Raw genomic sequence first — 14,140 nt, 5'->3', positions numbered from 1 at the left:
TTAAAATATTAATTTTGTTTCGATGAATAAATTATTTTTTAGAATACTTGTTTTGCTTATGAGTTTGTCCCTAATTGGGATTATTCTGGTTCAAGTGTTTTGGTTCAACTCTTCGTTCAAAAATAATGACGAACAATTTAAATACCACGTAACCCAAGTAATTGGCAATGTTGCTGATAAGCTTGAACAGCAGGAAGAATATAGCTTTTACGACAAATATAATCGTTTAAGAGACAGTACTGGTAAAATTCCAAAAAAAGAAGATTTATTAGAGGTTCTTTACGTTCAAAGAAATACTAAGACAAATAAAACGATTGTATATTCTAATACACTTACATCTGAAGACTATGATATAAGCGGTTCGCTTTTTAATAAAAAATTCAGCAGTGATAGATTTAAAAATTTCAGCTCAAAACGCGTAACTGAAGTTTATAACAATAATAACGGTATTGACAATAATGCTTTAGGGCAAAATATTATTCCTGATTTGAAAATCGAAAAATCTGGAAGTTTGGATGTTTTAAATAAAGTTCAAATGGAAATTTCGATTAAAGACGCTGCAGATGCATTGCCTTTAGAAGAAAGAATCTCTAAAGATAAATTACAAAGTCTTCTAAAAAAAGAATTACAGGAATATGGGGTTAAGACCAAATTTGAGTTTGGAGTTCTTAACAGCGGTTTGCCAACTAAAGTAAAATCTGATGGATTTCATTATGATAAAGATTTAAGTTATCATATCCCAATTTATACAGATAATGAAGGAAGCAGCAGATATGAGCTATACATTACCTTTCCTAATAAAAAGAAATTTTTATTATCTGAGTTATTAAGCATCACAATATTATCTATTGTTTTTACGCTTATTATAATAGTTGCTTACACAAGTGCTTTGAATCAATTGCTGCGCCAAAAGCATATATCTGAGATTAAAACAGATTTTATAAACAATATGACGCATGAGTTTAAAACTCCAATTGCGACCATAAATTTAGCGCTCGACGCTATTAAGAATCCTAAAATTATTGAAGATAAAGAAAAAGTTTTTCGTTATCTCCAAATGATTAGGGATGAAAATAAAAGAATGCATGCACAAGTTGAAAATGTTCTTCGTATTTCTAAATTAGAAAAAAGAGAGCTTGATATTTCAAAAGAACCAACTGCTATTCATGATATAATTGATGATGCAATTGAGCACGTAAATTTGATTTTAGAAGACAGACACGGAACAGTTGTAAAACACTTAAATGCGTCTAGAACTACATGTTTGATTAATGAAGTACATTTTACAAATGTCTTGGTTAATATTTTAGAGAATGCAATTAAGTATTCGCCAGATGTTCCTGAAATTGAAATTTTTACTGAAAATGTAAAAGACATGATTCTGATAAAAGTTAAAGATAATGGTCTGGGTATGAGTAAAGTTGCTCAAAAAAGGGTTTTTGAGAAATTTTATAGAGAACACACTGGGGATTTACATAATGTAAAAGGACATGGTTTAGGACTTGCTTATGTAAAAAGAATAGTGGAAGACCACAATGGTCAAGTATATGTTGAAAGCGAAAAAGGAAAAGGTAGCACCTTTATAATAAAAATACCATTAATAAATTAAAATATGGAAAATAATAACAAAAGAATACTTTTAGTAGAAGATGACCTTAATTTTGGGGCAGTTCTTAAAGATTATCTAATGTTAAATGACTTTGAAGTTACTTTAGCTAAAAACGGTATGGAAGGTTTCGAGAAATTCAAGAAAGATGTATATGATTTATGTATTCTTGATGTAATGATGCCTTATAAGGATGGTTATACTTTAGCAAAAGAAATTAGAGAGAAAAACAGTGAAGTGCCAATTATCTTCTTAACTGCGAAATCTATGAAAGAGGATGTTCTTAAAGGATATAAAGCAGGAGCGGATGATTATTTGAATAAGCCTTTTGATTCTGAAGTTTTATTGATGAAAATCAAAGCAATCATTCAAAGAAAATCTGCTGATACAAAAGCAGAGCAAGTACAGTTCGAATTTAATATTGGTAAATTTCATTTAAATTCTAAACTTAGATTTTTAACATTCGAAAATGAAGAGCCAATAAAATTATCTCCAAAAGAGAATGAGTTGCTTAAAATGTTGATTCTTCATGAAAATGACTTAATGCCAAGAGAATTAGCATTGACTAAAATCTGGAGAGATGATAATTACTTTACTTCAAGAAGTATGGACGTTTACATTGCTAAGCTTAGAAAATATCTAAAATCTGACGAAGATGTTGAAATTTTGAACATACACGGAGAAGGTTTCAGATTAGTTGTAAAAAGCAAAGTAACTGAATAATAATTCACCAAAAAAAATATAAGCTCTGAGAAATCAGAGCTTTTTTTATGAATAATAATTTTATTTAAAATATATGTTGAATCTTTTTGATTTAATTTATAGCATAATTTCTGTTTAGAGGATTTAAAATAGAATGAAATTTTGCATAGTTTCTATATTTGTCAAGAATTGAACTATTAACACTATGAATATAAAAAATTTGTCCTAATCAGTTTAATACATTAAATCTGTGGTTTATTTATTTCCAATGCAACTCCAAAGCAAAACATGTTTTTTCGCCTTTTGTAATACTGAATGTTGCTGTTGTATGATCGTCATCCTCACTTTCGTGAATGACAACATTATCTTGTAATGAAAGTTCTTTCATGAAGTTCATTTCGAAGCTTTTTACTTCTTGTTTCATTATTCTTTTTGGATCAACATGATCTAAACACCATTCTAGATATTTTACGTTATTGACGTGATTGACAATATCTAAATCAGATAAATAAACTGTTTTTTCAAAAATGGCTCCTTTTTCGTGATTGATGTTTATTTTAGAAAAACCTTCTTCTGTTGCTCTGTTTGCAGGGAATAATTCGAAATGTTGGTAAGGTAATGCCAAAGCTTCTGGACGACGTGCCTGTGTATTAAAAACGGCCCAATAGGTCTCGCAGCCTACAATTTTTTTTCCGTTTACATACATTTCAAGAGCGCGAACGGAGCGTGAATTCTCTAAACTATTAATCCAAGTTTTTACCGTTACAATATCCTGCCATTTTGGTAAAGCGTGAACTTCTACTCGCATTCGGCTTAAAACCCATGCTTGATGAAATTCCTGCATATCATAAAAACTGATCCCTCCAACTTCTGAATGTGCTGCGGCGGTTAATTGCAAAATATTACATAAATCAGTATATTTTAGAAATCCTGCTGGTGTACATTGTGTGAAATTGATTTCCCAGTCTTTACTTAAAACTGATGTAAAATTTGGAGATATTGGCATTTTGTAATTTTGGATTTATTTTGAGAATAGAATAAAGAAGCTAGAGGAAAGACTCTGTTTTTTTATTTTTTTTTGAAATATGAACTTATTATTTTATAACTAATGAAAATTATACTCGATAATATTATTCCGAAAAATATAAATTCTGTTGTATTTAAATTTTTGAAATGTGGCCTTTCAATTTTTTCTTTTAATGCTATAGAGAATGCGATAACTAAAACGCTTGTAAAAAAAAGAAATAAAAGATTTCCTAATAACTTTAAAAATTTCATTCTAATATATTTTCAATGTAATCTATAATTTCTTTTCTATCTGTCGCGTAATCAAACCATTTTGTGTTTTCATTTCGTTTGAACCACGTTAATTGTCTTTTGGAGAATCTTCTCGTATTTTTTTTGATTTCTTCTATCGCGAATGGCAATGTAAATTCTCCGTCAAAATAACTAAATAATTCTCGATAACCGACCGTTTGAAGCGCATTTAAAGCTTTATTAGGATACAAAGATTTTGCTTCTTCAAGTAAGCCTTCGTTCATCATAATGTCAACACGCTGGTTGATTCGGTTGTAAATGATTTCTCTCTCAGCATCTAAACCAATTAAAATAGGAGTGAAGTCTCTATTGTTTTTCTTCTGATTTAAGAAGGAAGAATACGGTTTTCCTGTTCCAATACAAACTTCTACAAAACGCATCATTCGCTGCGGGTTTTGTAAGGTTTGAGGATTTTCGGCAGTTATTTTTTGATAATAATCTGGATCTAGGTTTTTTAGTTGTTCCTGAAGATATTCAATCCCAAGTTTTTCGTAATTTGAATTTACTTCAGATCGAACTTCAGGATTGATTTCTGGGAATTCATCAAAACCTTTTAAAATTGCATCTACATATAGTCCAGAACCGCCAATAAGAATTACAAAATCGTTGGTTTGAAAGAGCGCTTCAATTTTAGCTAAAGCTTCTTTTTCGTAATCGCCAACAGTGTAATTTTCAAAAATAGATTTATTTTGAATGAAATGATGTTTTGCAGAATTTAATTCATCTTGATTGGGGACGGCTGTACCAATAGTCATTTCTTTAAAAAACTGACGGCTGTCGCAAGAAACGATCTCGCATTCAAAATGTTGTGCCAAAGTAATACTTAAGGCTGTTTTGCCTATTGCTGTTGGTCCGACTATGGTGATTAGGTATTTCATATTTTTTAGCCCAGATGGAAATGGAAACCCCGAACTTATATTTGTTCGGTTTTTTTTTTGGTGTAAAAGAGCGACCTCAGAAGCTCTTTTTATGCCTTAAAAAAACAACAAAGATAAGGAGGAGTTACAATGTAAAGCTGGAATTGCTGCTTAAATTAATTATTTGGTAATTCGTTTCCGCATTCATAACAATAGTTTGCATTGTCAAAATGAACTTGGGAATTACAATTTGTACATATTTTTTTTGTACTTACTGCGCTATTTCTTAAACTGCTTTTTGCAAATTCTGCTGTTACGATTCCCGTTGGTACGGCTATGATCCCATAACCTAATATCATGACTAAAGCAGCAATAAATTGCCCTAATGGTGTTTGTGGTGATATATCGCCATATCCAACCGTTGTTAAAGTTACAATTGTCCAATAAATACTCATGGGGATACTCGTGAATCCAGACTCTCTGCCTTCGACCAGGTACATTATCGAACCAATTATTATAGTACTGATCAAAACAAAATAGATAAAAACTAATATCTTTTCTTTGCTGGCTTCAATCGCTTCGCGCAATTGTATAGACTGATGCGAGATCTGAGGAATATGCAATATCTTAAACAATCTAAAGAAACGCAGTGCTCTTACAATAGATAAAATACTGGTGCCTGGAAAAAATATCGACAAATACATTGGCAAAACTGCAAGCAAGTCGATAATTCCGTAAAAACTAAAAATGTATTTAATTGGTTTTTGAATCGAAATAATACGCAAAAAATATTCTATGGTAAAAAATGCAGTTATAATCCATTCACAGATAATAAGTTGTGAATGATATTTTTGATTGATTCCTTGAACGGTTTCCATCATGATTAAGAGAACACTTAGCAAAATCAATCCCAGTAAAACTAAATCGAACATTCTTCCTAAGATGGTGTTTGTACCATATAGAATTACTTTGATTTTTTCTCTGAATATTTCGTATTTTGGTTTCGATTTTTTCATATCGGCGAAGATAATGAAAGTTTTGTTTTGTTAAAAATGAAGAATTTTTAGCGATTTGCTTTTACGGATGTGATTGTTAATGATGTTTTTTACATCGCGATTATGCTGCATTGGAATTAAAATATTTTTTAAGATTTCAATATTAGTAATCTGGTAATTTAGATCGTAATATGCATATCCTTTATATATTCCATTTTCTATTAAAATTGCGCTTCTTTCGTTTACGTTTCGGCCTCTATCGAGCAAGATCATGCTTTTGTTGTCAAAACTGTTTTCAGTTATAAATTGCTGAACGCGAATATTGTATTCTTCTGTACTTATTTTGCCAATGCAGGCACCGTCACATTCTTTTATTTTATATTGAAAGCACTCTTTTTTGCTTTGATATAATCCAGTCAGCTTTTGACAAAGATGATACTTTGCTGTGAATTTGAAAAGTAAATTTTTACCTTCTTGTATAGAAGTAAAAGACGTAATTTCCTTTTTTCGACCGTCTGCTTTTTCAATTTTTAAATTCTGATAGCCATTTGCATCCTTTTCTAAATACAAAGCATAAGGGAAAAACGTTTTTTTCTGAGAACGATTATATTTTGGTCGGTTGATTTTTACTTCTTCGCTTTCTTTTAAAAGGGCAATCAATTCACTGCCCGTTTCGTCATAAGTAATAGTAAAAACTTCGGCTTGAATTTTTTTGCTTTTTGTTGTAATTCCGGTAAAGTGCTGATTTATTCTTTTTTTTATATTTTGGCTTTTGCCAATGTAAATCAAATTGCCACTTTCGTTATAAATATAATAGATACCTGTTTTAGCTGGCATTTGGCTTAAAAGGTCTAAAAATTTTGGAGCAATACCTTTTTCAACTTCTAGTTTTATAAAATCTTTTACAATTGTTTTTTCTAAGTCTTTTTCTAAAAGCATTTTAAACAACTTTGTCGTTGCCATTGCGTCTCCGCTGGCACGATGCCTGTCTGCCATAGGAATACCTAAAGCACGAACTAATTTTCCTAAACTGTAAGAAGGCTGCTCTGGAATTAATTTTTTTGCCAATTCAACTGTACAAAGGGTTCTGGCTTCAAAATCATAACCTAAACGTCTGAATTCGGTTCGTAAAATTCGGTAGTCGAAAGAGGCATTGTGAGCTACAATAATACAATCTGAAGTGATTTCTATAATTCGTTTTGCAACTTCAAAAAACTTTGGGGCAGAATGCAGCATAGCATTATTTATTCCGGTTAGCTTTACTACGAAAGGCTGAATCGGAATTTCGGGATTAACAAGGCTAATGAATTGGTCAATTACTTCGTGACCATCAAATTTATAAATGGCGATTTCAGTAATTCCTTCCTCATTAAACTGGCCTCCAGTAGTTTCTATGTCTAGTATTGCGTACAAATTTAGTATTCAGTATAAAATTCAATATCAATAACAATTTCAAAAATCAATATCAATTCTAAAATTGTTATTGTAATTGCCATTAAATAGAACTATTTCTTATTTAGTATCATTTTTGATGAAATTGCAATCAGTTGCTCTACTTCGATTAGAAGTCTATTTCTTTTGCTATCATCACCTTCTTTTATATAATCTAGAATTTTTAATGAATTTCTTGATTCTTTTAACTCTTTTACAACCAATGAAACTTTAAAGATAAAATCTTTATCTGTTATTGTTCCTTGCGCTTCTCCAAAATTTAAAGATGCACTTCCGGAAGATCTAATCAGTTGATTTTTATAATATTCATTTTCAAATATTTTTTCTAATTGTCTGCTAAAGAAAATACATTCTCCTGCAAAACGAACTAATCGATCTTCAAAGTTGAATATTTTTTCCATTTAAAATTTTAACTTTTTGCAATTTTTATTGATTTTTGAAATTGCAATTGATATTGAATATTATCTTCCTCCAAAAATGCTGCTTCCTATTCGGACTATTGTGCTTCCGGATTCAATTGCTAATTGATAATCTCCAGACATTCCCATGGAAATAGTATTTGGTTTGCAGTTTTCAGTTTGCAGTGTTTGAATTGAATCAAAAATCGATTTTAAATGGGTAAATTCTTTTTTAATTTGGTTTTGATCTTCTGTGAAAGTTGCCATCCCCATTAACCCTAAGATACGAATGTTTTTCATTTCTTTGAGCTCTTTTGAAGATAATAATTCATTTAATTCATTTTCATCTAAACCAAATTTAGATTCTTCTTCTGCAATATATATTTGAAGTAGACAATCTATTATTCTATTATTTTTTAAAGCTTGTTTGTTGATTTCCTGTAATAATTTCAAACTGTCAACACCATGAATTAAGCTCACAAATGGTGCCATAAATTTAACTTTATTGGTTTGAACATGACCAATCATATGCCACTGAATATCTTTTGGCATTTCTTCCCATTTCTCCGTCATTTCCTGGATTTTGTTTTCTCCAAAAATGCGCTGTCCCGCTTCATAGGCTTGCATTAAGTCTGAAACAGGTTTTGTTTTAGAAACGGCAACAAGAGTTAAGTTTTCAGGTAAACTAGCTTTGATTGTATTTAAATTCGATTGAATCGACATGATATTTCTTTTTATAAAAATTGCTTAGAGATTTTCTCTGCTTTTTTACTTTCACTATAATCATAAAAACCTTCGCCAGATTTTACGCCTAGTTTTCCTGCTCTTACCATATTAACTAAAAGAGGGCAAGGTGCGTATTTTGGATTTTTGAAACCCTCGTACATTACATTTAAAATAGCAAGACAAACATCTAGACCAATAAAATCAGCTAGTTGAAGCGGTCCCATTGGATGCCCCATTCCTAATTTCATTACAGTATCAATTTCATAAACGCCAGCTACTTTATTGTATAACGTTTCGATTGCTTCGTTTAGCATTGGCATTAAGATTCTGTTGGCTACGAAACCAGGATAATCGTTTACTTCGACAGGAGTTTTTCCTAGTTTTTCAGATAAATCCATGATGATTTTAGTGATTTCATCGCTGGTATTGTAACCGCGAATAATTTCAACCAATTTCATAATTGGCACCGGATTCATAAAATGCATTCCGATAACGCGCTCAGGATGTGTAACAACAGAACCAATTTGTGTTATTGAAATAGAAGAAGTATTGGTTGCTAAAATCGTATTGTGAGAACAAGCTTCGTTTAATTGCTTGAAAATATTAAGTTTTAGTTCGACATTTTCAGTAGCCGCTTCTACAACTAAATCAACACCAACAACGCCATCTTTAATATCAGTATAAGTGATAATATTAGTAATTGTTTTCGCAACATCCTCCTGAGTAATTGTGCCTTTAGACAGCATTCGATCTAAATTGGCGGCAATAGTTGCCATTCCTTTATCTAATGATTTTTCAGAAACGTCGATTAATTTTACAGTAAATCCGCTTTGTGCAAAGGTATGAGCGATTCCGTTACCCATTGTTCCCGCACCAATTACAGCTATAGTTTTCATTTTATATATTGGTATTATATTTATGATTTAGCCACGAATTCACCAATTATTTCGTGAACTCGTGGCTAATTTTATTTAAAAATTACTTATTTTATTTGTCGAAACAATCAATAATTTGATACGCTACACGCAACGCATCTGTAGCTTGTTCAAGAGTTACAACTGGAGTTGTATCTGTATTGATTGCATTTGCAAAAGATTCTAATTCATCAAGAATAGCATTGTTTTGCTCTACATCAGGATTTGTAAAATAGATTTGTTTTTTTACACCTTCAGCATTTTGCAGAATCATATCAAAATCTCCTGGAACTTCCGGTGCATCTTTCATACGAACCACTTCACATTTTTTCTCTAAAAAGTCAACTGAAATGTAAGCATCTCTTTGAAAAAAACGTGTTTTACGCATGTTTTTCATCGAAATTCTGCTGGCGGTTAAATTGGCAACACAACCATTTTCGAATTCAATTCTGGCATTGGCAATATCTGGAGTATCACTAATTACAGAAACTCCACTTGCATGAATATCTTTTACTTTAGAATGTACAACACTCAAAATGGCATCAATATCATGAATCATTAAATCCAGAACTACAGGAACATCTGTACCACGCGGATTGAATTCAGCTAAACGATGTGTCTCAATAAACATGGGATTTTCGATCATATTTTTTGTCGCAATAAAAGCTGGATTAAAGCGCTCTACGTGACCAACTTGACCTTTTACATTGTATTCTTTTGCTAAAGCTATAATTTCTTCTGCTTCCTCTACAGTATTAGCAATAGGTTTTTCTATAAAAATATGTTTTCCAGATTTGATAGCTACTTTTGCACATTTGTAGTGTGAAAGTGTTGGAGTTACAATATCAATAACATCCACGGCATGTATTAATTTTGCAATTGTGCTGAAGTTTTTATAGCCAAACTCTTTTGAAATTCTTTCGGCATTTTCCTGATTTTCGTCGTAAAATCCAACTAATTCGTATTGGTCAGATTGTTGTAATAAGCGTAAATGTATTTTACCAAGATGACCAGCACCTAAAACTCCTACTTTTAACATGAGAATGTATTTTAAACAAAAATAGAATTTATTTGTTGAATGTAAAAATGAATTTAACTAATTGTGAGTTGTGAATTATGAATTATAAATTATCAGCTAGGGCTTTTGACTTTCGGCTTTTCACTTTTGACATTATTAATTTAATAATTAAAAATCAATATTTGATTTACTGTTTTGTTTCTTATTTTTGCCAAAATAAAACCTACCCATTTTGAAAGACACTGCCAAACATCAAGGACTTCGTAATCAATTAGTAAGCACTTTAGAACAAAAAGGAATTACTGACAGAGCAGTCTTAGATGCGATAAAAAAAATCCCAAGACACCTTTTTTTGAATTCAAGTTTTGAAGATTATGCTTATCAGGATAAAGCATTTCCTATAGGAGCAGGGCAAACAATTTCACAGCCTTATACAGTTGCTTTTCAATCGCAATTGTTAGAGGTTAAAAAAGAACATAAAATTCTTGAAATAGGAACAGGTTCTGGTTATCAAACTGCTGTTTTGTGTATGTTAGGCGCCAAAGTTTATAGTATTGAAAGACAAAACGAATTGTTTAAAACTACTTCAAATTTATTTCCTAAATTAAATATTCGTCCTAAACATCTATCTTTTGGGGACGGTTATAAAGGATTACCTAGTTACGCTCCGTTTGACAGCATAATTGTTACGGCGGGAGCTCCTATTATTCCACAGCCATTAATGGCGCAATTAAAAATAGGAGGAAGGCTGGTTATTCCGCTTGGTGAAGATGTTCAGATTATGACTTTATTAATAAGAAAAAATGAAACGCAATTTGAAAAACATGAGTTTGGAGAGTTTCGATTTGTTCCTTTGCTAGAAGATAAAAATTAAGAATAAAGCCCATTACGTGGGCTTTTATTTTTCAGATAACTGCACAGCTCGTTTTAGATTTTGTTTTTCAATTCTAAGGATATAATGAATAAAAATCGATTTATCATTCTTGATTTTGCTTTCTTCCAAAACAGAAAAATATTCAGTTATACTATTTTGATTTCCTTCTATTGAAGTATATGTGTAGTTGTTTTGAAGTAAAATCCAGTTTAATGTCAAATGTGCCATTTGAAGATTTCCGGTTTCAAAAGGATTAATTTCAAGTATTTTTAAATGTGCTTCAGCTGCAAGAATTATGGGGTGAATATTATTTTTATGCGATTCATACCAATTGAAAAATAAATTCATTTCACGCGTAATCAATAAATCGTTTTTATATTTTCCTGAATTTTCAGATTCAATTCCTCTAAAAATTAAATTATGTATGAAGAGAAATTCTTTTTCATTAAGAGCTGTTTTTTTTTGACTTAAATCCTTGATATATAATATTGTCTCTTGAAAATTAATCGCTTCAAGATGATTATGCATGCTTTTGCCGTTAATTGTCAATCCATCATTTATGACTAATTTAGTTTCTTCCATTGTTAAAGGATTTCCGTTTAAAAAAATACTTTTAAAGATGAATTCTAATTCTAAAGTCTTTGAAATTTGACGTAATTCAAAATGATTAAAAGATTGAATTTTATTTTTTAATATTTCAATTTCATCTAAAATAGTTTGAAAAGAAGATATTATTATTGAGTTTGTCTCTTTTTTGTTTTTTTGAATTTCCTGCTCAGCTAAAATCAATGCTTTCAAAGCAAATTCTTCATCGCCAATTTCATATAGAATTTTTTCTTTTAGCCATGCAATCATTAAAGTTTCAAGATCAATTTCTAAGAGCTTAGCCAATTTTGAAATTTGATCTTTGGTTGGTTTTCTTGTTCCTGATTCAAATTTACTGATGAGCGCCTGGTCAATACCTAAAAGCTGTGCAACTTCGCGAGTTTTTAGACCTTTTCTTTCGCGAGCATTTTTAAGAAGTAATTTCATTATATGATTATTCTGGTCTTGACAAATTTAGTCAATTTTTGTTTTATAAAAAAAGCAACAGATTATAAGTTGCTTTTTTTAGTTTTATTTTGGAGGCAGAGAGCCGTCTTTTCTCATTTCTTTTACAACTGCCTGCATAATTGCATCAACTGTTTGGCCTAAATCAGTTACATATTCAGATTTTGTAGTTCCGGTCCAGATTAATTTGTTTTCTTTCAATGAAAAAATATTCGTTTCAACCATATAAGAAGTGGTTTCTTGGTAATATCCTGGATCGTAGAAGTTTGGCGAATACATTCCATACCAATTTCCAAAACCATATCCGTACATTCCTGTATAAACCCCATCAAATCCTCCGTAATACATTCCGGTATAAGTTCCAGGAACATAATTCGTTTCTTTTTCTTTGCTTACCAAACGCATTGTAACAACTCCGTCGAAGTTTTCGTCATGTAATATTTTTAACTTTTGCTCTTGTGTAAGTTGCGAAGTGGTTTCGTTTAAATACTGATAAGATGTTTTAAAAATAGGATTACTTGCTGCAACTCGATTTTCCGCAGTTCTTCTTGAGGCTTCATCTTTGACTAAAGCGACAACCAAAACTTTTTTGAAATTTTCTTGAGCGACTGTTATTTTTGGATCTCTCCAGCTATTTACTATAGAAGTATTACTGCCACAACTAAAAAGTGAGATTACAGCAATCAACAGAATTAAGTACTTTTTCATATTTTATAGTTAAATTGTTTATATAAAGTTAGCTATAAAATATTAATAAATATCTGCTTATCAGAAAATTAAAGGTTTTTTAGTTGAAAGCTTTTTTAATACGGTCCAAATCTCGTTTTGTGTCTTGTTCTTTTAGAGACTCGCGTTTGTCGTAGTTTTTCTTTCCTTTACAAAGACCAATTTGCAGTTTTGCCAAACCTTTTTCGTTAGTAAATAATTTTAGAGGGACAATAGTAAGTCCTTTTGCCTGAACATTTTTGTGAAGTGTTTTTAATTCTTTTTTGTTCAAAAGCAATTTTCTTTCACTTCTTGATTTGTGATTGAACTGATTTCCAAATGAATATTCTTCGATATAAGTATTGATTGCAAAAAGCTCAAGGTTGCTAAATTCACAAAAACTTTCGGTAATATTAGCTTTGCCTAAACGTATAGATTTAATTTCGGTTCCAGATAAAACGATTCCGGCCGTGTAAGTATCGATTATCTCATAATCGAATCGGGCTCTTTTATTTAATATATTGACTGATTTTAACATAGTAGCAAATGTAAAACAAAATTGAAAAACTTTAATGTAATCTAAGATAATTAAAGATATTTTTTAATCTATGACTTGAATGGATAATTTAAATCTCAATTTACTAATTTTGTAAAAAAAGAAAGACCATACCTTTTTAACGTATGGTCTTTTATTATATATTTTAATAATAATAAAATGCAAAATCAATCTAAAGATCCGCTGCACGGAATCACACTTCAAAATATACTTGAAAAATTAGTAGCACATTATGGTTTTGATACTTTAGGCGAACTCATTCCTGTAAAATGCTTTCTATCAAATCCGAGTATAAAATCGAGTCTTACTTTTTTAAGAAAAACTGATTGGGCACGCAAAAAAGTCGAAGATTTATACGTAAAATCCCTTCCTAAATTTACCGAATAATTATAATTTATATGAAATCATAACACCTCCACGATACGGAAGCCATTCACCACTTTTATTCCAGTTTTTTGCTCTTTCATATCTTCCAGGCGTTCCATCATTGTAGTACCCGTGATAAAAACCTTGATGCCATCCGGCTCCAGCAAAAAAGTCTAATAAAAACTTATCGCTTAACTTAAGATTATAACCGGCTGTAACTCCTAATCGGTAACCAAAACCATGTTCATATTTATTACTATCCCAATAATTCCATTTTTGCAATTCGTATACATCTGGTCCTGCATGCGCACCTAAGTAAAATCCATTATATTTTTCTTTAAAATGATAACGAACTTCAGGAGTTAAGGTGTAAAATTTCATAGGGTTGTGTCCATTGAAAGATTCCCAAAAAGAAGCCATCACATCAACACTAAAAGTTGTTTTTTCTCCAATGCTTGTTTCAATTCCAATATTGGGTATTGCAAACAAAGCCGTTGCTCCATTAAATTTTATAAAAGTCTGGCTTTGAGACTGAATTGAGAAGAAAAGAACAATTAGAACTAAATATTTTTTCATAAAAAATAGGTTTTCGTGGTATTAAAAA

Annotated in this window: 16 protein-coding genes; 4 read left to right on the top strand and 12 right to left on the bottom strand. The window is 30.9% G+C overall.

What is annotated here, in order from left to right; genetic code table 11:
• Positions 1 to 22: 22 nt before the first annotated feature.
• Positions 23 to 1,609 carry a sensor histidine kinase gene (locus IR010_RS02595; RefSeq protein ID WP_194566625.1) on the top strand — a complete coding sequence of 529 codons (1,587 nt, stop codon included), beginning with the start codon at positions 23 to 25 and terminating at the stop codon, positions 1,607 to 1,609.
• A 3-nt stretch (positions 1,610 to 1,612) separates the two neighbouring features.
• Positions 1,613 to 2,329, top strand: coding sequence for a response regulator transcription factor (locus IR010_RS02590; protein ID WP_029269611.1), 717 nt, complete (start codon positions 1,613 to 1,615; stop codon positions 2,327 to 2,329).
• A 238-nt stretch (positions 2,330 to 2,567) separates the two neighbouring features.
• Here the strand turns inward: IR010_RS02590 and IR010_RS02585 are convergent, their stop codons facing one another.
• The 8 genes from IR010_RS02585 to IR010_RS02550 form a co-directional block, all read right to left on the bottom strand.
• The gene (locus IR010_RS02585) at positions 2,568 to 3,314 is read right to left on the bottom strand and encodes an acyl-[acyl-carrier-protein] thioesterase (protein ID WP_194601301.1); all 747 of its coding nucleotides are present in this window, start codon (positions 3,312 to 3,314) and stop codon (positions 2,568 to 2,570) included.
• 268 nt (positions 3,315 to 3,582) lie between these two features.
• Positions 3,583 to 4,503, bottom strand: coding sequence for a tRNA (adenosine(37)-N6)-dimethylallyltransferase MiaA (gene miaA, locus IR010_RS02580; RefSeq protein ID WP_194601298.1), 921 nt, complete (start codon positions 4,501 to 4,503; stop codon positions 3,583 to 3,585).
• A gap of 155 nt (positions 4,504 to 4,658) precedes the next feature.
• A complete protein-coding gene (locus IR010_RS02575) occupies positions 4,659 to 5,498 on the bottom strand; it encodes an ion transporter (protein ID WP_194601295.1) in 840 nt (279 codons plus the stop codon).
• A 30-nt stretch (positions 5,499 to 5,528) separates the two neighbouring features.
• Positions 5,529 to 6,890 (bottom strand): exonuclease domain-containing protein, encoded by a 1,362-nt coding sequence (locus IR010_RS02570; RefSeq protein ID WP_029269619.1) that lies wholly within the window; start codon positions 6,888 to 6,890, stop codon positions 5,529 to 5,531.
• 92 nt (positions 6,891 to 6,982) lie between these two features.
• A complete protein-coding gene (locus IR010_RS02565; protein WP_029269621.1) occupies positions 6,983 to 7,330 on the bottom strand; it encodes a four helix bundle protein in 348 nt (115 codons plus the stop codon).
• A 60-nt stretch (positions 7,331 to 7,390) separates the two neighbouring features.
• On the bottom strand, positions 7,391 to 8,050 hold the full coding sequence (locus IR010_RS02560; protein ID WP_194601292.1) for a YggS family pyridoxal phosphate-dependent enzyme: 660 nt from the start codon (positions 8,048 to 8,050) through the stop codon (positions 7,391 to 7,393).
• A gap of 11 nt (positions 8,051 to 8,061) precedes the next feature.
• Positions 8,062 to 8,949 (bottom strand): 3-hydroxyacyl-CoA dehydrogenase family protein, encoded by an 888-nt coding sequence (locus IR010_RS02555; protein ID WP_194601290.1) that lies wholly within the window; start codon positions 8,947 to 8,949, stop codon positions 8,062 to 8,064.
• Between the two features lie 91 nt (positions 8,950 to 9,040).
• On the bottom strand, positions 9,041 to 10,006 hold the full coding sequence (locus tag IR010_RS02550; protein ID WP_029269628.1) for a Gfo/Idh/MocA family protein: 966 nt from the start codon (positions 10,004 to 10,006) through the stop codon (positions 9,041 to 9,043).
• Positions 10,007 to 10,217: 211 nt separating this feature from the next.
• On the opposite strand from IR010_RS02550, the gene IR010_RS02545 reads away from it, so the two are divergent.
• On the top strand, positions 10,218 to 10,859 hold the full coding sequence (locus IR010_RS02545) for a protein-L-isoaspartate(D-aspartate) O-methyltransferase (protein ID WP_029269632.1): 642 nt from the start codon (positions 10,218 to 10,220) through the stop codon (positions 10,857 to 10,859).
• A 24-nt stretch (positions 10,860 to 10,883) separates the two neighbouring features.
• On the opposite strand, the gene IR010_RS02540 is transcribed toward IR010_RS02545, so the two are convergent.
• The 3 genes from IR010_RS02540 to smpB all read right to left on the bottom strand — a co-directional run bounded on the left by IR010_RS02540 (position 10,884) and on the right by smpB (position 13,152).
• The gene (locus tag IR010_RS02540) at positions 10,884 to 11,891 is read right to left on the bottom strand and encodes a helix-turn-helix domain-containing protein (protein ID WP_194566611.1); all 1,008 of its coding nucleotides are present in this window, start codon (positions 11,889 to 11,891) and stop codon (positions 10,884 to 10,886) included.
• 84 nt (positions 11,892 to 11,975) lie between these two features.
• The gene (locus tag IR010_RS02535) at positions 11,976 to 12,617 is read right to left on the bottom strand and encodes a hypothetical protein (protein WP_194566609.1); all 642 of its coding nucleotides are present in this window, start codon (positions 12,615 to 12,617) and stop codon (positions 11,976 to 11,978) included.
• 79 nt (positions 12,618 to 12,696) lie between these two features.
• Entirely contained in the window at positions 12,697 to 13,152 is a 456-nt protein-coding gene (smpB, locus tag IR010_RS02530) for an SsrA-binding protein SmpB (RefSeq protein ID WP_029269638.1), read from the bottom strand.
• Between the two features lie 177 nt (positions 13,153 to 13,329).
• Between smpB and IR010_RS02525 the strand changes: the two genes are divergently transcribed.
• Positions 13,330 to 13,557, top strand: coding sequence for a VF530 family DNA-binding protein (locus tag IR010_RS02525; protein ID WP_029269640.1), 228 nt, complete (start codon positions 13,330 to 13,332; stop codon positions 13,555 to 13,557).
• Here IR010_RS02525 and IR010_RS02520 read toward each other — a convergent pair whose 3' ends face one another.
• Positions 13,558 to 14,112 (bottom strand): DUF3575 domain-containing protein, encoded by a 555-nt coding sequence (locus IR010_RS02520; RefSeq protein WP_194566607.1) that lies wholly within the window; start codon positions 14,110 to 14,112, stop codon positions 13,558 to 13,560.
• Positions 14,113 to 14,140: the final 28 nt, after the last annotated feature.

Origin of the sequence: Flavobacterium sp. MR2016-29, from assembly GCF_015350695.1 — a bacterium.
GTDB lineage: Bacteria > Bacteroidota > Bacteroidia > Flavobacteriales > Flavobacteriaceae > Flavobacterium.
Note: the sequence above shows the minus strand (reverse complement) of the source record. Positions and strands in the feature narration are given on the sequence as shown.